Source organism: Neisseria iguanae (assembly GCF_003013245.1).
Lineage (GTDB): Bacteria > Pseudomonadota > Gammaproteobacteria > Burkholderiales > Neisseriaceae > Neisseria > Neisseria iguanae.
On the sequence record NZ_PXYY01000042.1, the window covers coordinates 1 to 19,724 of the forward strand.

At 47.7% G+C, this 19,724-nt stretch carries 15 protein-coding genes, 1 tRNA gene and 3 pseudogenes; 11 read left to right on the forward strand and 8 right to left on the reverse strand.

Translation table 11 applies throughout. The features are described from left to right. The first annotated feature begins 99 nt into the window (after window positions 1-99). The 9 genes and pseudogenes from C7N83_RS07610 to aspA all read left to right on the forward strand — a co-directional run. Window positions 100-222: a hypothetical protein gene (locus C7N83_RS07610; protein ID WP_425437499.1), complete on the forward strand. Its 123-nt coding sequence runs from the start codon at window positions 100-102 to the stop codon at window positions 220-222. 26 nt (window positions 223-248) lie between these two features. Further along, window positions 249-1,064, forward strand: a complete 816-nt coding sequence (hpnC, locus tag C7N83_RS07615) for a squalene synthase HpnC (RefSeq protein ID WP_106741769.1) — start codon at window positions 249-251, stop codon at window positions 1,062-1,064. 166 nt (window positions 1,065-1,230) lie between these two features. Further along, window positions 1,231-1,560: a hypothetical protein gene (locus C7N83_RS07620; protein WP_106741771.1), complete on the forward strand. Its 330-nt coding sequence runs from the start codon at window positions 1,231-1,233 to the stop codon at window positions 1,558-1,560. Then, window positions 1,560-1,724, forward strand: a complete 165-nt coding sequence (locus tag C7N83_RS16970; protein WP_170064850.1) for a hypothetical protein — start codon at window positions 1,560-1,562, stop codon at window positions 1,722-1,724. The genes C7N83_RS07620 and C7N83_RS16970 overlap by 1 nt, the downstream gene beginning before the upstream one ends. A gap of 281 nt (window positions 1,725-2,005) precedes the next feature. After that, the gene (alaS, locus tag C7N83_RS07625; RefSeq protein WP_106741773.1) at window positions 2,006-4,900 is read left to right on the forward strand and encodes an alanine--tRNA ligase; all 2,895 of its coding nucleotides are present in this window, start codon (window positions 2,006-2,008) and stop codon (window positions 4,898-4,900) included. A 133-nt stretch (window positions 4,901-5,033) separates the two neighbouring features. Next, window positions 5,034-6,143: pseudogene (locus C7N83_RS07630) on the forward strand (aspartate ammonia-lyase); the annotation flags it as partial. Between the two features lie 312 nt (window positions 6,144-6,455). After that, entirely contained in the window at window positions 6,456-6,737 is a 282-nt protein-coding gene (locus C7N83_RS07640) for a hypothetical protein (RefSeq protein ID WP_245911166.1), read from the forward strand. A gap of 243 nt (window positions 6,738-6,980) precedes the next feature. Next, window positions 6,981-7,196 (forward strand): annotated as a pseudogene (locus tag C7N83_RS07650) (cysteine peptidase family C39 domain-containing protein); the annotation flags it as partial. Continuing rightward, window positions 7,193-7,483, forward strand: a pseudogene (aspA, locus tag C7N83_RS07655) (aspartate ammonia-lyase); the annotation flags it as partial. The pseudogenes C7N83_RS07650 and aspA, both read left to right, overlap by 4 nt. Before the next feature lie 115 nt (window positions 7,484-7,598). Here aspA and C7N83_RS15225 read toward each other — a convergent pair. The 3 genes from C7N83_RS15225 to C7N83_RS07670 form a co-directional block, all read right to left on the reverse strand. After that, window positions 7,599-7,976 (reverse strand): hypothetical protein, encoded by a 378-nt coding sequence (locus tag C7N83_RS15225; RefSeq protein ID WP_106741778.1) that lies wholly within the window; start codon window positions 7,974-7,976, stop codon window positions 7,599-7,601. 44 nt (window positions 7,977-8,020) lie between these two features. Beyond that, complete coding sequence (locus tag C7N83_RS07665; RefSeq protein WP_106741780.1) at window positions 8,021-9,235, reverse strand: pyridoxal phosphate-dependent aminotransferase; 1,215 nt, start codon at window positions 9,233-9,235, stop codon at window positions 8,021-8,023. A gap of 215 nt (window positions 9,236-9,450) precedes the next feature. Beyond that, window positions 9,451-9,534 (reverse strand) — tRNA-Leu (locus C7N83_RS07670). Between the two features lie 220 nt (window positions 9,535-9,754). On the opposite strand from C7N83_RS07670, the gene C7N83_RS07675 reads away from it, so the two are divergent. Beyond that, window positions 9,755-10,348 (forward strand): MlaC/ttg2D family ABC transporter substrate-binding protein, encoded by a 594-nt coding sequence (locus tag C7N83_RS07675; RefSeq protein WP_106741781.1) that lies wholly within the window; start codon window positions 9,755-9,757, stop codon window positions 10,346-10,348. Window positions 10,349-10,418: 70 nt separating this feature from the next. On the opposite strand, the gene C7N83_RS07680 is transcribed toward C7N83_RS07675, so the two are convergent. The 3 genes from C7N83_RS07680 to C7N83_RS07695 form a co-directional block, all read right to left on the reverse strand. Then, a complete protein-coding gene (locus tag C7N83_RS07680) occupies window positions 10,419-11,666 on the reverse strand; it encodes a multifunctional CCA addition/repair protein (RefSeq protein ID WP_106741783.1) in 1,248 nt (415 codons plus the stop codon). Between the two features lie 529 nt (window positions 11,667-12,195). Further along, window positions 12,196-13,500, reverse strand: coding sequence for a DUF2130 domain-containing protein (locus C7N83_RS07685; protein ID WP_106741784.1), 1,305 nt, complete (start codon window positions 13,498-13,500; stop codon window positions 12,196-12,198). A gap of 176 nt (window positions 13,501-13,676) precedes the next feature. Next, window positions 13,677-15,446 (reverse strand): ABC transporter ATP-binding protein/permease, encoded by a 1,770-nt coding sequence (locus C7N83_RS07695; RefSeq protein WP_106741793.1) that lies wholly within the window; start codon window positions 15,444-15,446, stop codon window positions 13,677-13,679. A 243-nt stretch (window positions 15,447-15,689) separates the two neighbouring features. Between C7N83_RS07695 and C7N83_RS07700 the strand changes: the two genes are divergently transcribed. Further along, entirely contained in the window at window positions 15,690-17,912 is a 2,223-nt protein-coding gene (locus tag C7N83_RS07700) for a TonB-dependent receptor (RefSeq protein WP_106741786.1), read from the forward strand. Between the two features lie 54 nt (window positions 17,913-17,966). Here C7N83_RS07700 and ruvB read toward each other — a convergent pair whose 3' ends face one another. Both ruvB and C7N83_RS07710 read right to left on the reverse strand, forming a co-directional pair. Beyond that, window positions 17,967-18,998, reverse strand: a complete 1,032-nt coding sequence (gene ruvB, locus C7N83_RS07705; protein ID WP_106741788.1) for a Holliday junction branch migration DNA helicase RuvB — start codon at window positions 18,996-18,998, stop codon at window positions 17,967-17,969. 71 nt (window positions 18,999-19,069) lie between these two features. Further along, on the reverse strand, window positions 19,070-19,378 hold the full coding sequence (locus C7N83_RS07710; protein WP_106741789.1) for a hypothetical protein: 309 nt from the start codon (window positions 19,376-19,378) through the stop codon (window positions 19,070-19,072). Window positions 19,379-19,724 lie beyond the last annotated feature (346 nt).

Here is a 19,724-nt window from a genome sequence, read left to right on the forward strand (position 1 = left end):
GGGACGTCGCAGCGGTGTAAAAAAACTTACGTCTTGGCTGCAGGTCAAGAGTTGAATTTGGGAGCCGCTGCTGAAGCTGTAAAATAAGGAATATAGAAAATGGCAACTGTTAAAATGAAGCCGACTTCTACAGGTTGTCGGGGCATGGTTCGCATGGTTGCAGAAGGTGTGCACAAAGGTGCGCTTTTGTTGGAAAAGAAACATTTTACTTATACAGTCTGAAAAAAGCACCACACAAAGAATATACTATGTCTGTCAACCACTATGAAAATTTCCCTGTCGGCTCCATCATTATGCCACGCCGCCTGCGCAAGCCCATTCATGCCGTGTATGCCTTTGCCCGCACCGCCGATGATATTGCCGATGAAGGCCAAGCCGGCAATGAAACCCGTTTGCAAGGTTTGGCTGAATTGGAACACGAGCTCGACCGCATTCAAAAAGGCAGAATGCCGCAAACCGTGCTTATGCGGCGGCTCAACGATGAAGCGGTTACACCGTTTCAAATGCCGCTTGAGCCGTTTTACGATTTACTCTCCGCGTTCAAGCAAGATGTGGTGAAAAAACGTTACCAAACCTTTGGCGAATTGGTCGATTACTGCCGCCGCTCCGCCAATCCTGTCGGCCGCATCTTGCTTCATCTTTACGGCGAACATGATCCGTTAAGCATCGCGCGCAGCGACGGTATTTGTACGGCTTTGCAGCTGATTAACTTTTGGCAGGATGTCGCCGTCGATTGGCAGAAAGGGCGCGTGTATATTCCGCAAGAAGATTTGGCGCGTTTTAAAGTGACCGAACAGCAAATCGCCGAAGGCAAAGCCGATTTTGCGTTCCAACGCCTGATAGCGCACGAATGCGAACGCGCATTCAGTATGCTCAAGGGCGGTTCGCCCTTAGGCAAAACGCTCAAAGGCCGCATCGGTTTCGAACTGCGCATGATTATCATCGGTGGGCAGCTTATTCTGCAAAAGCTCGACGGCATCAAATACGATGTCTTCAACAAGCGGCCGGTATTGGATAAAAAAGACTGGATGATTATCGTCAAACGCGCGTTTCAGAAGAAATAGAGGCAAAAAAATCAAACAGGCTGTCTGAAAAGTATGCAAACCGATTGGTTCGGGTTTCTGCTCTTCAGACGGCCCGATTCATGATGCCGTTTACTTTTCGGCTTTTAAACTCTGCTATTGCAGCACTATCAATTTCAAAGCATCCGGTTCAGTCGGCATCATAAAAATGGTTGTCGATATCATAAAAATGGTTGTCGATGACACGATGATTGCCGGTATGACCGGTGCGAAAAAAATAACACCGAAAGAATGGACGCCGCTTGCCGAAGCCAGTCAAGCGCAACGGGCTTCACAAGCTCAGGCTGCTTCAGGGCCGCTTCTGCACCTGCGCCGGCAGCACAACCGAAAGAAACCGCTGCTGCTTCTGAAGCCGAGAAGTAAAGATCTGTATAAAGCTGTGTTTCAAATCTTCACTGCTGGAGAAAATGGCGTTACTGTCACAGTAATGCTCTTCCGTCAAATCTCCGGCCGGCTTTTTCGGCATGGCGTTTGGTGATGTCCGGGCCACCGCCGAAACCGATGTTCACGCAAGTGCCACTGCGTGCCAAATCGTCGATAAAGCCCGATGCAGTGAAACGATTGATGCTCAAGCAGTATGATTGTCGGGTTGTTTGCCCCAGCTGCGGAGGCAGCTGGGGCAAACACGGCCAAGCCGATTGAAAATGTTTGCGTATTTTGGTTATGAATGCAGTTTTCGTGGGTAAAGCGAGCGGTTTGAAGCGATTAAATCCTGATTGGGCAGTAAATGACCGATATCGACATTCATTTTTGAAACACTTCGGCTGAAAAATATCCGTTTCCGCCCCGATAATCGGGCTGACAGATAGCTTGAAATAAGGATTTACGGTAAGATAGGCGGAATCTGAAAATTACATTCAGACGGCCTTTGAAAAGTTTCAAAAGGCCGTCTGAAACCGTTTCAACCAGTTACAGAAAATACCATGAAAACTTCCGAATTACGCCAAAAATTCCTACGATATTTCGAACAAAACCAACACCAAATCGTACGTTCGTCTTCACTCGTCCCCTACGACGATCCAACCCTGCTGTTTACCAACGCGGGCATGAACCAGTTTAAAGAGGTATTCTTGGGCTTCGACAAACGCCCCTACAACCGCGCCACCACCGCACAAAAATGCGTTCGTGCCGGCGGCAAACACAATGACTTGGAAAATGTCGGCTACACCGCGCGTCACCACACCTTCTTTGAAATGATGGGCAATTTCTCGTTTGGCGACTACTTCAAACGAGATGCCATCCATTTTGCCTGGGGTTTCTTAACCGGCAAAGAATGGCTGAACCTGCCGAAAGAAAAACTGCTGGCCACCGTGTATGCGGAAGATGACGAAGCCTACGGCATTTGGCTCAACGAGATCGGCCTGCCTGCCGAGCGTATCGTGCGTATCGGCGACAACAAAGGGGCGCGTTACGCATCTGATAACTTCTGGCAAATGGGCGACACAGGTCCTTGCGGCCCTTGCTCAGAAATTTTCTACGACCACGGCGAAGCGATCTGGGGCGGAATTCCGGGCAGCCCTGAAGAAGACGGCGACCGCTGGATTGAAATCTGGAACTGCGTATTCATGCAATACAACCGTGACGAACAGGGCAATATGAATCCGCTGCCTAAGCCGTCTGTCGATACCGGCATGGGTTTGGAACGCATGGCTGCCGTGATGCAAGGGGTACACAGCAACTACGAAATCGACTTGTTCCAAGACTTGCTCCACGCTGTTGCCCGCGAAACCGGCGCCCCATTCAGCATGGACGAACCAAGCCTGAAAGTGATTGCTGACCATATCCGTTCCTGCTCGTTTCTGATTGCCGACGGCGTATTGCCGGGTAACGAAGGCCGCGGTTATGTGTTGCGCCGCATTATCCGCCGTGCGGTTCGTCACGGTTACAAATTAGGCCAGAAACAACCGTTTTTCTACAAACTCATACCTGATTTGGTCAAAGCGATGGGCGATGCCTATCCCGAATTGAAAGAAAAACAAACCCAAATCATGGAAACCTTGCGCGGCGAAGAAGCCCGCTTCGGCGAAACCTTGGAAAAAGGCATGGGCTTGTTCAATAATGTCCTGAACGGCATGCGCTTTCTGAAACTGGAAAGCCTGCTGCCTGCCGAAAGTCAAGGTGCACCATTAAAACTGCGCACTTCAGACGGCATCGAATTTACCGCTGCTGCCCGGAATTCAGGCGGTAAAAAACAAATCGTCATTCAAACCCGGAATGAAGGCCGTCTGAATGAAAGCCGTACCATCGGCCTGAAAGAAGTAGTGGAACAAAGTAATGTTTCCGAACAAGGCAAGCCGTTTGCCGCTGCCTTAGAAGCCTATACAAAAGAAAATATCGCCAACAGTAAAATGATGTTGGCGGGCGGACACATCTTCAAACTCTACGATACCTACGGTTTCCCATATGACTTAACCGCCGATATGGCGCGCGAATTGGGCATCGAATTGGATGAAGAAGGCTTCGAGCGCGAAATGGAAGCGCAACGCGCCCGCGCCCGCGCCGCCCAAAGCTTCAAAGCCAACACCCAACTGGTTTACGAAGGCCAAAACACCGAATTTAAAGGCTATACCGAACGTCAAACCGAAGCCACCGTATTGGCACTGTATCAAGACGGAGAAGCTGTTGAAGCCTTGGAAGAAGGTGACACCGGCGCAGTTGTGATTGATTTCACCCCGTTTTATGCCGAATCAGGCGGGCAGGTCGGTGATGTCGGCTTTATCTTTGCCGGAGACAACCGTTTTGAAGTGCGCGACACGCAAAAAATCAAAGCTGCCGTATTCGGCCAATTCGGTGTCATGACTTCAGGCCGTCTGAAAGTCGGCGATGCCGTTACCGCCCAAGTCGATAATGACGTGCGCGATGCCAATATGCGCAACCACAGTGCCACCCACTTGATGCACAAAGCCCTGCGCGACGTATTGGGCGAACACGTTGAACAAAAAGGCTCGCTGGTCACCGCCGATTTGACCCGTTTCGACATTTCCCACCCGAAAGCAATTAGCAGGGAAGAAATCGCCGAAATCGAACGCCGCGTCAACCAAGCAGTCTTGGCCAACGTCGCCGTTGACGCCAACATCATGAGCATAGAAGACGCCCAAAAAACCGGCGCGATGATGCTTTTCGGTGAAAAATACGGCGACGAAGTGCGCGTATTGCAAATGGGAGATTTCTCCACCGAATTGTGCGGCGGCACCCACGTTGCCCGCACCGGCGACATAGGCCTGTTTAAAATCATCAGTGAAGGCGGCATCGCCGCAGGCGTGCGCCGCGTAGAAGCCATCACCGGCCTGAATGCCTTGAAATGGGCGCAAGACCAAGAACGTTTGATTAGAGACGTAATTGCCGAAGTCAAAGCGCAAACCGAAAAAGACGTATTGGCCAAAATCCAAGCCAACGCCGCCCAAAGCAAAGCGCTGGAAAAAGACTTGGCTAAAGCAAAATCCGAGCTGTCCGTTCACGCAGGTATAAAACTGCTCGGCAACGCCAAAGACTTGGGCTCAGCCAAACTCGTTGTCGCCCAAATCGAAGCCGATGCCGCCGCCTTGCGCGAAATCGTTATCGACCTGAGCGGAAAGTCCGACAAAGCCGTGATTCTCCTGTCCGCAGTGAACGAAGGCAAAGTCTCCCTGTGCGCCGGCGTATCCAAACCGTTAACTGCCAGAGTGAAAGCCGGCGATTTGGTCAAATTCGTGGCCGAACAAGTCGGCGGCAAAGGCGGCGGCCGTCCGGATTTGGCACAGGCCGGAGGGACGGAAGCGGATAAGTTGCCGGAAGCTTTGGCCAGTGTGGAGGCTTGGGCTGGCGGAAAATTGGCTTAATGAGCAACAAAAGCTGACCGGATAATTATACCTTAAATATATGGACAAACCAAGCTAACAAGATTACCTTAATTCCCTGTATAGCCGCGTGCCGGCGATATCAATATTTTCTCAAAGAGGGTTTTAGAAGAGTATGGCTTATCGTATCGAATATGATTTGTTGGGCGAACGTGAGATTCCAGGCGACGTTTATTAGGGTATCCACACCTTGCGCGCTTTGGAGAATTTCCAGATTTCTTCGCAAAAAGTAGCGGATATGCCGCATTTTATACGCAGCTTGGTGCAGGTAAAAAAAGCGGCGGCGCAGGCCAATGGTGAATTGGGCGCTTTGTCGGCTGAAGTCACGGGCGCGATTGATAAGGCTTGAGATGAAATTTTGGTAAACGGCCGCTGCATGGATCAGTTTCCGACCGATGTGTTTCAGGGCGGCGCAGGTACTTCGGTGAACATGAATACCTGTGAAGTGATTGCCAACTTGGCTTTGGAGCAATTGGGGCAAGAGAAAGGCAATTATGAAGTGGTCAATCCGATTGATGATGTGAATGCCAGCCAATCGACCAATGATGTGTACCCGACTGCCTTCCGCTTGGCGGCGTATTACAGCGTAGGAGATTTCTTGAAAAACCTGACCGTGTTGAAAGATTCTTTTGCGCAAAAAGCGGATAAATTTAAAGATGTATTGAAATTGGCGCGTACACAGTTGCAAGATGCGGTGCCAATGACTTTAGGGCAAGAATTTAAATCGTTCCAAGTGTTGTTGGATGAAGAAATCATCAATTTAGAGCGCACGCGCCAATTGTTGTTGGAAGTAAATTTGGGCGCAACCGCCATCGGCACGGGCGTAAACACGCCGGAAGGTTATGCTGATTTGGTAGTAAAAAAATTGGCGGCCATCAGCGGTTTGGATATAAAACTGACGGAAAACCTGATTGAAGCAACTTCCGACTGCGGTGCGTACGTTATGGTACACAGCGCAGTGAAACGCACGGCAGTTAAAGTATCGAAAATCTGTAATGACTTGCGCCTGCTGTCGTCAGGGTCGCGTGCCGGTTTCGGTGAAATCAACCTGCCGGAGATGCAGGCCGGTTCTTCGATCACACCGGCAAAAGTGAATCCGGTGGTTCCGGAAATGGTAAACCAAGTGTGCTTTAAGGTATTAGGTAACGACACCACAATTACTTTTGCTTCCGAAGCAGGCCAATTGCAATTGAACGTGATGGAGCCGGTAATTGCGCAATGTATGAATGCTAATAACCAAACATTACCTGAACATTGTTTTTTAAGATTAAATAGCACTGACTGCTCTACCATTCGCAAGGATATATCATTGCGAATGGTATCAAGGTAAACATTGATGAATGTAGTATGAAGTTTGTAACGATTTTAGTTGATAACCACATGATGTCCCTAGCTGGAATGTTGTCATTATTCAGCATTGACGAACAAGAAAATATTAAAAAATTAGTTTGGCAACTAGGCAAACTAGATGTAATTGAAATTTTTAGATAGTTTTTGGTTATTTTAGTAGTAATATTATTATTGAATTAAAGTAAAAATGATTATGAAAGAACTAAATATTGAAGATATGGTTTTAGTTTCTGGTGGAGTTCAATGGGATAAAGTTGGTGCTGGGTTGGGTGCAGTTGGAATAGGATTGGCTGCGGCGGCTGCAGCCCCGGTTAGTGTGCCTGTTGCTGTTGGAGCCAACATATTTACATTTTGGGGCAGTGTAGCTATTGGTGATGGTTTGCAAGAAGGTAATGTTATTGAAAGAACCATTGGCAAACCAAGTCTAGATAAATCTGGTAATGATTATGGTGATGGAACAGGATACTGAACAAAATTACTGGAATAGCATTGATGAATCCTTACACGTTACTCATGGCTTTCTTTTTTGTCTTGGTTTGCGTTGTTGCCTTATCTGTATATTATGGATTAATACATCAGCCACCATTAAGTCGTAATCAAATAAAATTTGTTTTATTTTTCTTATTAGCAACGTTATTATCTTTGATAGGGATTTTTTTAAGTCTTAGCTTCTTTCCTTTATTTTGGATAAAATGACAGGATAGGAACTCTAATGCCTACATATCTATCTCGCCTATCATTCGGCTTTTCGCACCGTTTGCCCGTTGTCTTGCAAACGGAAGCAGTCGAATGTGGATTGGCGTGTTTGACGCTGGCAGATTTGGTACGGTTTGCCAACAGCATGAATTTAACTGTCCGTGCCGTTCGGCTGGATTTGGATGAATTGGCAAATCTGCGTGTACCGTGTATTTTGCATTGGGACTGGAATCCATCTCTCTGTTGAACAACGCTTGCGCAGGCTTAGCAGAAAAATGCGTGAAAGGTATTACTGCCAACCGAGAAGTGTGCGAAAGCTATGTGTTCAATTCCATCGGTTTGCTTACCTTCCTGAATCCTTACATCGGCCATGAAAACGGCGATTACATCGGCAAAATCTGTGCAGCCACCGGACAGAATGTGCGCGATGTCATTTTAGATTTGGGCTTAATGGAAGCAGAGGATTTGGATCGCATTCTGTCACGTGAAAATATGCTGAATACGCAGTTGAACAAATAATCCACGATAAAAGAAAAGGCCGTCCGAATGTTTCGGATGGCCTTTGGTTATGAAAAAATTAGGGGCTGAGGTAATTCCACACTATTTCTGCAAAATTTTTATCCGCTCAAGCATATCATAAACAATCAGACATTATTTTCCTTTTAATGGCAGGTAGCAAAGTTTTTTGTTTGGTGTTTTCTTCCACAACAGTATAACCCCTTCTTTGTCGTTTTGAGATATCAAACACAGCCACTTTTCCTGCGGCTCTGAGACCGCATTTGCCTTTATACTGATGGCCGGAATAACGCTCATCCAACCCGGCAGGACCGCTGAAAACCCCATCGACTTGAAGTTCTAAATGGCAGGCTGTGACTTGGCGGATTTTGCGGCATAGTCGGATTGGCTTGGATGCCTGAAATACCGGCGGCGGAACTGGCAGTTCGTTCCAATACAGGAACTGGAGCCGTTTCTTTGGGATACGCTTTTTTAATTTGCAACGGCTTATTTTCATTTTTGCAGCCTGCCATGACTGGCAATCTACTTCAGCTCCAAAAATTATTGACGGTAGTTTTTCAAGAAGCGTTCCAATTTTCCTATTGCTTCTTCAATTTGATGCACATAAGGAAGGGTCACAATGCGGAAGTGGTCAGGCTTAATCCAGTTGAAGCCCGATCCTTGTACGAACAAGACTTTTTCCTGCACCAGTAAATCGTAAACGAATTTCATGTCATCGTGAATGTGGTACATTTCCGTATCGATTTTTGGAAACATATACATCGCGCCCATCGGCTTCACGCAAGTGATGCCCGGGATTTGGTTCACCAGCTCGTAAGCTTTATTGCGCTGCTCCAGCAGGCGGCCGCCCGGCAGGATGAATTCGTTGATGCTCTGATAGCCGCCTAAGGCCGTCTGAATCGCGTGCTGCATGGGTGTGGTGGCACACAACCGCATGGAAGCGAGCATTTCCAAGCCTTCGATATAGCCTTGGGCGTGCTGTTTCGGACCATTCAGTACCATCCAGCCTTGGCGGAAACCGGCCACACGGTAAGCTTTTGACAGGCCGTTAAAAGTGACGGTCAGCAAATCAGGGGCGAGGGCGGCGATATGGTGATGCACCGCGCCATCGTACAAAATTTTATCGTAAATTTCATCGGCAAAAATAATCAGGCCGTGTTTGCGCGCCAGCTCGGCAATTTCAAGCAGGATTTCCTTACTGTACACCGCGCCGGTCGGGTTATTCGGATTAATCACCACAATCGCTTTGGTTCCCGGCGTGATTTTCGCTTCCAAATCAGCCAAATCCGGAAACCAGTCTTTTTCTTCATCGCACAAATAATGACGTACATTGCCGCCGGCCAGCGTGGCGGCGGCCGTCCACAACGGATAATCCGGCGAAGGAATCAGGATTTCATCTCCGTCATTCAGCAATGCCTGCATCGATATGGTAATCAGCTCAGATACGCCGTTGCCGATAAACACATCATTGACCGTAATGTCGCGCAAACCTTTGGTTTGATAATAATGCACGATCGCCTTACGCGCGGAATACAAACCTTTGGAATCGCAATAGCCTTGTGAGGTTGGCAGATTGCGGATAACGTCGACCAAAATCTCATCCGGCGCTTCAAAGCCGAAAGGCGCGGGGTTGCCGATATTCAGCTTCAGGATTTTGTGGCCCTCTTCTTCCAAGCGTAAAGCTTCTTTGTGCACCGGGCCGCGGATATCGTAGCAGACTTGATCCAGTTTTGATGATTTAGGGAAACGATCCATGATGTGTATTCCGTAAAATTAAAAATTGTTTACAATTTAGTAAATGTACCCTTTTTGTAATCAGAATGAAAGAGGATAAGAGATAATATTTGCTATTTTATTCAATTTATTGACAAAATCAGGGGAGGAGGAACGGTCGGTTAAGCAGTCTGAAACCTGTAAAAGTTAATAAGCAGGAAAACAAAAAGACCGCTTGAAGCGGTCTTTTTAAAATTTGGTGCCCAAAGTAGTCGGACTCGAACCGACACGCCTTGCAGCGGGGGATTTTGAATCCCCTGCGTCTACCAATTTCGCCACCTGGGTGGTGAAGAGCTCGTTATTGTAGTGACTGAAGAAATTTTGTAAAGAAGTCTCTCTCCCTTAATTTCAAACCAATTGATATATCGAAGAAAAAATTTTTGATGTGCTGCTAACTTATTTTCAAACAGCCTGAATGGTTTTTTACATTTTATTAAAATTTCCTAATATCAAAGCGATTACAATAGCCTGAGTTTGCCTACACCTTCATAAGGAAAAAACATGACCCGTTATTTATCTGCTTTGATGTTGGCCGCACCGATGGCAATTGTGGCTCCATATGCCGCCGCTGCAACGCATCCTGCGCAAACACAAATGCAGCAAAATATGGATACTGTGTTGAAGATTGCCCGTAGTTCGGCAAGCGAAGCGCAAAAAGTGAAACAAATCGAGAACTATGCTAACCGCTATCTGGATTACGAGCGCATTTCTGCTTTGGCCGTCGGCGCACCGTGGCGTAATTTTTCTGCCGAACAAAAAAACGAATTTATCAATGCATTTAAAGACATGATTATTTCCATGTATTCGCATTCGGCTTTAATAGGGGCAGCAGATGCTGACGTGAGGCTGCTGCCCAAAATGACTTCCAACGGCAACAGGCACGATGTTTTCTCCGAAATCCAAACCAAAAGCGGTACTAAATATGAAGTGGCTTACCAGCTTTATCAAGTCGGTTCGATTTACAAAATCTACAATATCCGCGTAGACGGCGCGAGCTTGGTAACGATTTACCGTAATCAATTCAATGAATTGATCAAACAAAAAGGTATTGACGGCGCAATTGCCACCGTGAAAGCCAAGGGCTTGAAAAAGTAATAAATAACGATCGTTAAACAAGGCCGTCTGAAAAATTTTCGCAAAATTTTTCAGACAGCCTTGTTGTGTTTCATAGATTTTGGTGTGCTTCAGCTTTAAATGCTTCATGCAAAGGCTTGATTTTCGCCAAACGTGCTTCGTCTATGCATTGTGCAATCAAATGTTGCTGCTGGTTTTGGACACATTGTGCGGCGATTTTACCGGCATCGATTTCGTTGGCTGCCTGCAACAGGTTCAGCCAATGTCCGCGTTGCGGGTAGGCAGCATCTTCAAAATTCAGACTGTCGTGTTGACCGGCCACGCATACGTTTAAGGCTGTCTGAAAACGTTCAGGCCGTCTGAACGCATCCGTTTTCTTTAAGGTATTCAATACGGTAGCAGGTTTTAATTGCCCGACTTGGTGGAAAATAATGTGCCAGCGACAAACCATTTCGGCCAATTCGGCACAAGCTTTCGGCGCGCGCAAACGCCGGTTTACTTCGCGCACGAGCCTGACGCAGGCCAAATTATGGCCGCAGTGCTTGGGTAGAATTTCAGATGGTGTTTCTGCTTTGCCCAAATTGTGCAGTAGTGCGGCGTAGCGTTCGGGCAAACTCAAACCCATATCGGCGGTTTTTTGCAACACCATCAGCGTGTGAATGCCGCTGTCGGTTTCGGGGTGGTAATCGGCCCGCTGCGGCACGCCGAACAAGGCTTTTACTTCGGGCAGCAACACAGCCAGCGCGCCACACTCCTGCAATACTTCAATCATTTTTGCCGGATTGCTTTCCATCAAACCTTTGGACAGCTCCTGCCAAACCCGTTCTGCCACCAGCGCATCAGCTTCTCCGGCAGCCACCATTTGCCGCATTAGCCGCATGGTTTCGTCTGCCACGACAAAACCATAACGCGCGGCAAAACGGGCAATCCGCAAAATTCTGACCGGATCTTCGGCAAACGCCGGTGAAACATGGCGCAAAACTCCGTCGGAAAGGTCTTTTTGTCCGCCGAACGGATCAATAATCAGGCCGTCTGAATCTTGCGCCATGGCATTGATGGTTAAATCTCGGCGCATCAAATCCTGTTCCAGCGTGACTTCTTTATCAGCGTGGAAACTGAAACCGGCATAGCCTTTGGCGGTTTTGCGCTCGGTTCGGGCAAGGGCGTATTCTTCGCGGCTTTGCGGGTGTAAAAACACCGGAAAATCTTTACCGACCGGCAGAAAGCCGCGTGCGGCCATGCTTTCGGCGTCTTCGCCGACCACCACCCAATCACGGTCGTGTACCGGTAATCCTAATAAACGGTCGCGTACTGCGCCGCCGACGAGATAGGTTTTCACGGGGTTTCCTTGTTTTCCTTGTTTATTTCGTAAAACTCCGCATAAAACTCTGCAGATAGTCTTTTTAATTTTGCAATATCACTCGATAACTTCTTCCAAAATAGAAGAGTTTTCGTACTGCCATACTTTAATGCAAGATGGTTGTAATGTTTACTTTTTTAATATCATGAGGATACTTTAAAGCCTCATACCATGAATCAATATTTTTTCATTTTCAGATAAAAAATCATGAATTATGTTTGAATTTGAAGATGAGGGATTTTCAAGATTGGTTGTGTAGCTACTAATTAAAGTAAATAAATCTTCTCCAATTATATCTTTATCAAGCTTTTGAACCAGAGATGAAAGTTCGTGTCTTTTTACAGTATTTTCTTGAGATTGTAGGCATAAGAAACCCTTAATAGTTAATTCCAAGCCATGATAAAAATTGAACAGAATGGGAATAGAAACAACTCTATCAGACCACTTGCTTGCTTAATCTATGTAAGACATAATTGCTCCTTTATGATATATGGGTAATTGAAGTGACTTACTCTTTCTCCAAAGCCTCAAAGGCTGCTTTCATGGTCGGATTTTTGCGTACCAGTTTTTTTACAGTCAAATCATGGGCTTTGTTATTGGCCAAGCGCAAGTTGTTTTCCGATGATAACAAAGATTCTTTGGTTTTCTGCAAATGGGTAATGGTTTTGTCGATTTCTTCAATGGCCGTCTGAAACTTGCGGCTGGCCAAATCATAATTGCGGGCAAATCCTTCTTTAAACGCGTTCAAATCTTCTTCAAAATTCGTAATATCAATATTCTGCGCCCGCATTTGCGCGACTTCCTGTTTGTATTTCAGGGTATTGAGTGCGGCATTACGCAGCAGTGAAATCAGCGGAACGAAAAACTGCGGCCGCACCACATACATTTTCGGATAGGCGTAAGATACGTCGACAATACCGCCGTTGTAAAGCTCATTATCGGCTTCCAAAAGCGATACCAACACGGCATATTCGCATTTTTTCTCACGGCGGTCTTTATCCAGCTCTTTGAAAAAATGTTCGTTTTTCTTTTTGGTGGCGGTGGTTTCATTTTCGTTTTTCATCTCAAACATAATTGAAATGATTTCATTGCCGTCTGAATCGCATTCGCGGTAGATATAGTCGCCTTTGCTGCCGCCGGCTGCGTCGTTATCCTTGCCGAACACGGCTTGGGGGAAAGCGGTGGTACGGATGCGGTTAAACTCGGTTTCGCAGTGTTGTTCAAGGCTTTCGCCGATCATTTTGGTGGATTGGCGTGCTTTGAAATCTTTATAAAACGTAATGGCTTCGTCTTTTTGTTTCAACTCGGCTTGGTATTGCTCGCGCAAGGCTTGTTTTTCCAATTCGCGTTCTTTGGCCTGCAATAAGAACCGCGCACTGAGTTCGCCCAATTCACGTTCTTTTACCGCCACGGTACGGTGGATTTCCAATTCTTTTTCGATGTTTTTCGATTCTTCCAACGATTTGGCCTGCAAGCGCAGCGCCGCGATTTGCTGATCGCGTTCGGCCAATTGCGCTTTCAGACGGCCTTCCGCTTCAGCAACGGCCAATTGGCTGTCTTTTTCATGGCTTTTCAAATGTGCCGCCAATTCGGCCAATTCACGCTCTTTGGCGGCGAGTTTCTGCTGATAAGCCTTTTCCAGCGTGTTTTCTGCCAGCTTGATTTCGGTATCGAACTGGCGGCGGCTTTGTGCTAAACGCTCGTTTAATTCCTGCTGAAATTCCAGCGTGCGTACTTGGTTGGCAATGTCGGCATAACCGGCTTCATCGACGGTAAAAGCGGTGTGGCAATGGGGGCATTTGATTTCAGGCATAATGTTCTCGCGTGATGTGTTTAAGCGTAATTTTATCAGAAAGGCTGTCTGAAAACTGGTTTTCAGACAGCCTTTATCATGGTTTCATCTGTTTGCCGGATAAATCAAAATCGGCGAGGTGCAGCAAACCGTGCAAGCCTTCGCCCGCTTACAACGTGCGCTGTCGTTATATGGATTTAACCGCACTCGGACGCGCCTGCATCGTAATGGATATTGTGAAATTCATTCAAACTGCTGCGGTGGCCGATACTGATGATGATGCTGTCGGGCATTTTTTCGCGGATGGTGCGGTAGAGCAACGATTCGGTCGGTTCGTCAAGCGCGGAAGTGGCTTCGTCGAGTAAGATGACTTTGGCGTGTGAGAGCAGGGTGCGGCAGAAGGCGATGCGTTGCAATTCTCCGGGCGAGAGTTTGTGTTGCCAATCATCGGATTTGTCGAGTCGGCCGCTTAAATGATCGAGGCGGCAGAGGATCATCAAAGCAGGTAAATCGGGGTGTTGGGGATTGATATCGGGGTAGCAAATGGCGTCACGCAGCGTGCCTTGCGGCGTGTAGGGACGTTGTGGGACAAACAGGATTTGGCTGCGGTCAGGTTGTGAAATTTCCCCGCTACTGCCAAACGGCCATAATCCGGCCAGCAAGCGCAGCAATGAAGTTTTGCCGCAGCCGCTCGGGCCTTTAATCAGCAACGAATCGCCGGGTTTGAGATCAATATTGATGTTGTCGAGCAGGATTGCGCCATTGTTGCGGTAAAGTGCGACATTGCTTAAGGTAAGGCCGTCTGAAACCTGTCGGATTTTCGGTTTAGGCGCGCTGTGGTGCCCGCAGGTGCTGAGTAAAAATCCGTACAAGCGTTCCAAGCGGGCACGGTAAGCGGTGAATTCTTCGTAAAATATTCTGAAAAACGACAGCGCGCGTTGTAAGCGGGCGAAGGCTTGCACGGTTTGCTGCACGTCGCCGATTTTGATTTGTCCGGCAAACAGACGTGGAGCTTGCAGAATAATCGGGAAAAGCTGGATACCGTTGCTGAACATATCGTTAAATCCGCTCAAGGCCACACTTTGGCGGGCGATGAGCCAGCGGTTGCGGATGATGGCGGCAAAGCGGCTGCTTAATTGGCTCTGTTCGCGCCATTCGCCATCGTAAAATGCCACGCTTTCGGCATGGTCGCGCACGCGAATCAGCGAATAGCGGTAGTCGCCATTGAGCTTTTCGTTTTCATAGTTGTAACGAATCAGGGGATTGCCGATCCACATGGCAATAAACGTGGCCAGAATCACGAAAATGAACACAAACCACACAATACCGCGCGGAATATTGTAGCCGAAAATAGTGAGTATACCCGCCAGGCCCCACAACACAAATGCAAATTCAAACGACGATACCACCGAATTGAGCATGCCCCGTACAAATTCGATGGTGGAAGTGATGAAATCCTGCGCATCTTGCTGGATACGCTGGTCAATGTTGTCGGGGGAATGCCGATGCATTTGCAAGCGGTAGTAATTTTTGTTTTCCAGCCAGCGCGTAGTCAGTACATGGTTGAGTTGTTCCGACCATTTGATGGCCAGACTTTGGTCGAGAAAATCGTTGATTACACCGTTAAATGTACGCAGCAGTACTACGCCGGCATTCATCACGGCAAATTGCCAAAATGCCTGTATTTTCATGTCTTGCATGGCGCTGTATAAGCCGTTGGACATAAAGGTGCTGAGTACGTTTAGGCGGATTTCGGTGAGCAGTAACAGCAGCATCACGACAATGGCCATGGTGATTTTAACACCGCTTTTCCGGGTTAGGCAAAGCTTGAGTATGTATTTGAATTCTTGGCCGAAACGAGATTTGGAAGAGAAAAATAATATAATAATGAACACCACCGCCACACCCGCGAGCGTTTGCAGTAGCCACAGCGGAGTGCTGTAAAGCTCGGCTTGCCATTTTTGCATGATTTGATTGTCTTTTTTGTTAACTTTAACAGGCCGTCTGAAAAACAAACTTTCAGACGGCATTGTTTAATGATTTGTGCGCTTATTATGCCAAACGTTGTATGTATTTTTTTAAATAGTGATAAGAATAATTTTTATTTCAGTTTATAGAAGCGCGGAATGTTATCAAATATAATGCGCACTTAAAAACATTTTTTAATTTTTTACGCTTAAAGTATATTTATTTTCAGAGAAAAACTCAGTATGAACAGCAACTTAGCTTTAATACCGCTGCTGATTGCCGGTGCATTTGCCCACGCCGCCGATAAAAACAGCCATTCCACCACACTAAATCAAACCGAATTGCAGCAAGTGGAAGTGAGGGGCGATAACAAGCGCGCGCGAGCCGCCAAATCGTATTCCATCGCCAGTGACGGCGATTTGAAAGACCGCGTGAATCTGGGCTTGCTCGGTAAAGCCAATGCCTTTACATCGCCGATTACGGTGGTGAATTATGATGAGAAAGTGATCCATGATACAGAAGCGCGCACATTGGTGGACGTAGTTGCCAAAAAAGATGCCGCCACTTGGCAGTTTGGTGGCGAGACCAACACGCTCACCGGCTTGTATTTCCGCGGCTATCAACTTGATTCCCGCCAATTCAGCGTGAATGGTTTGGCCGGTATGTACGGCACACAGGGTACATCCAGCGTGCAGGTTGCTTCCGCGCAATTGATTAAAGGTGCGTCAACGGCGGTGAACGGCATGGATCCGGAAGGTGCGGTATCCGGCTCTTTAAATATTGAAACCAAAAAAGCGGCAGATGAGGGCAAGCATACCACCAGTTTCGGCTTGTTCAGTAACAGCCGTGGCCAAGGCACATTCGATTTGGGCGAACGTTTCGGCAAAGACAAGCAATTCGGCGTGCGCGCCAACGGCAAATTGCGCCACGGCGCCACTCCGCGTGACGGATACAGTGAAGACAACAAAGAATTTGCGCTGAATGCCGACTACCGTGGTGAAAAATTACGCGCGGCGTTTGATTCCGTATATTCCAAACGCAAAGTGCAAGGCGGCCGCGCGCGCATTCAGGATATTCAAAATACCAACGGCCGATTGTTTGACGCACCCAAAGGCAACACCAATCTTTTACCTAACTGGAACAGGCAAAACACCCGCGGTCAAACCAATATGCTGACCTTTGAGTATGACACCGATAATAATTTTCAAATCAGCGGCGGTATCGGCTATAACGAGGCGCGTTATTACGGCACTTTGATTTCGCCGACAGTCACCACCACCGACAGCAATCAATATAACACCAATACCGCGCGGTTGACCGACCAGCGTTTCCAAACCACCAGTATGAATTTGACGGCACGAGGCGAATTTGAAACCGGCGCCGTCAGCCACACATGGAGCGCGGCCTTAGACCGCATTGACCGCCGCCGCCAAACCTATCGCGGTACCAAAGCAGGCAGCAATAAAGCCACTATTGATGGCACAGGCGACATCACCGCCCAATTGACTTCATTTACCGCCAATTATCCAACTACCATGGAAAGCACGCCGACTCTGGACACGCGCATTCAGGTCGACAGCTTGGCTTTGTCCGACACCATGGGTTTTACCGATAACCGATACAGGTTGACCGTCGGCGGCCGCTTCCAGCAAGTCGGGCAAAAAAACAATACCGACCAAACCAAAGCCGATGCCAACCGCTTCAGTCCGATGCTGATGGCTGCGTGGGTGCCGCAACCGGATTTGGTGGTATACGGCAACTATATGGAAGATTTGGAGCCGTCCGGTTTGAGTGTCGACGATACAACGGGTGAAACCACCATGGCTAAACCTCGCGTCAGCCGCCAGTTTGAAATCGGCGTGCGTAAAAACTGGGGCAGTTTCGTCACTACCTTAAACGCCTTCCAAATCCGCCGTCCGGGCTATTGGCGCGGAAATACCGCCAGCGGAACAGATTTTTCGTCAAGCAGGGCGGTTGCAGGCGATGCACAGGGTATTGAACGCAACCGCGGTCTGGAATTCAATATTTATGCCAATTTGTTGAATCAAACCCTACGCCCGAGTTTCGGATTGATGTATTTAAAATCGCAAATTAAAGATTATCCTAATTTCAAAGATAATTTGGTCAGCGGCGTTCAGGTGGCCAATCCGAGCGTGATTGTCAAAGCAGGCGTGGAATGGGATATGCCTTATGTGGACGGTTTGACGCTGTCGGGCAATGTGCAGTATTTCGGCAAATCCTACCAAGACACGCAAAAACAATACGCTTTCCCTTCTTACACCTTGGTGGACATCGGCGCGCGTTACAAAACCAAGCTGGGCAAAAATGATTTAACCGTGAGCACGGCAGTAGAAAATCTGTTTAACAAAGCCTACTGGCAGGTGCAGCGTGGCCAATATGACCGCAGCTTCGCCGTACTGGGTATGCCGCGTACCTATTGGCTGAAAGCAGAATATTCGTTCTGATTTCAAATGAAGAAAGGCTGTCTGAAAAGTTTCAGACAGCCTGTGACTATCGGTTTATTCAGGAACCTTCAAGCCGAAGTGAAGATAAGTGCGTTCAGTCGCTACACGGCCGCGCGGTGTGCGCTGTAAAAAGCCCTGCTGGATTAAATAAGGCTCAATTACATCTTCAATCGTATCAGTGGATTCGCCGATGGCTGCGGCAACATTTTCCAATCCCACCGGACCGCCGCCGAATTTGTGTAAAATGGCTTCAAGAAATTTTCTGTCCATCACGTCCAAACCTTGGGCATCGACATCCAGCATGCGCAAAGCCGCATCGGCGACACCCGCATCAATCATGCCGTCGTTTTTCACTTCGGCATAATCGCGCACGCGACGTAACAGGCGGTTGGCAATCCGAGGCGTACCGCGACTGCGTTTGGCTACTTCCATCGCGCCTTCATTACCCATGTTCAACGACAATAACTGAGCCGAACGGCTGACAATTGTGGCTAAATCTTGGTCTTCATAAAATTCCAAGCGGGAAACAATACCGAAACGGTCACGCAACGGATTGGTAAGCATACCTGCACGCGTGGTGGCGCCAATCAAGGTAAATGGCGGCAAGTCGATTTTCACCGAACGCGCCGCAGGGCCTTCACCAATCATAATATCGAGCTGGTAATCTTCAAGGGCCGGGTAGAGAATTTCTTCTACAACCGGACTCAAGCGGTGAATTTCATCAATAAAAAGAACATCATGTGGCTCAAGATTGGTTAAAAGGGCGGCCAAATCGCCGGCGCGTTCCAATATGGGGCCACTGGTTTGACGCAGATTCACCCCCAATTCTTTGGCAATAATATGCGCCAACGTAGTTTTACCCAATCCCGGTGGACCGAATAATAAAGTATGGTCAAGTGCTTCACCGCGTTTTTTCGCCGCCTCAATAAAAATAGCCAACTGCTCTTTAGCTTTAGCTTGGCCAATGTAATCTGCCAGCGTTTTCGGACGTAAGGCACGCTCCAAAAGCTCTTCTTGTGCGGAAATCGATTGTGCCGCAATAATACGCTGTGGCTGGTGGGAGGTAAGATTGTCGGTTTGTAACATATAATTCAGTCATTTCAATAATCGGCAAATGCCGTAAATATTTTCAGACGGCCTTAAGGCTTGAATGGCAGTTATCCACGCAGTTCACGCCAAGCCAAATAATCACGCAGCGGCGGCATGGGCGGATTGATACAATGCGGACACATACCGGTAATGTCTTCATCATCGCTGTCGATATGGTATTCGTTCGGGTCAAAACGCTGTTGCTGTAAAACCGCCTGAGCCAAAGCCTGCGCCTGGACCACATCAAAATCAAACCGCTGCAAAATTTCCTGCAGCAAACCGGTTTCATTCACGCTGAAGTCGTCGCTGTTGGCAATAATTATGCGCTGATAATCTTCATTGGTAATTTTTTGACGCAGTAAATAGATATTGAACATAAAGCCATTAGGAATCGTGAAATAATTGATGAGATTATACAGTATAAGTTTTGCGCTTCGAGATTATTATATAGTTCGCATAATAGGGGAATTACGTTAAATAGCCAGCATTCCCCCAAATGACCCGTTCCGCTGCAATTTAGCCATCTTGCATCGCTATCGGACGGTGGTTTTGCGCGATTGGATAACAGACAAAGCACCCATGCAAGGGGTATTCATAACCTTAAATATTGTGCCAAACCTGAGAATCTTGATGAGATTTTGCAGCAAGGCGACCGTTGCGGCATCCGTTATTTCGGGGTGCCGACGGCGCAGGGGCAGTCTCCGGCAGTAAGTCCAAAACCTG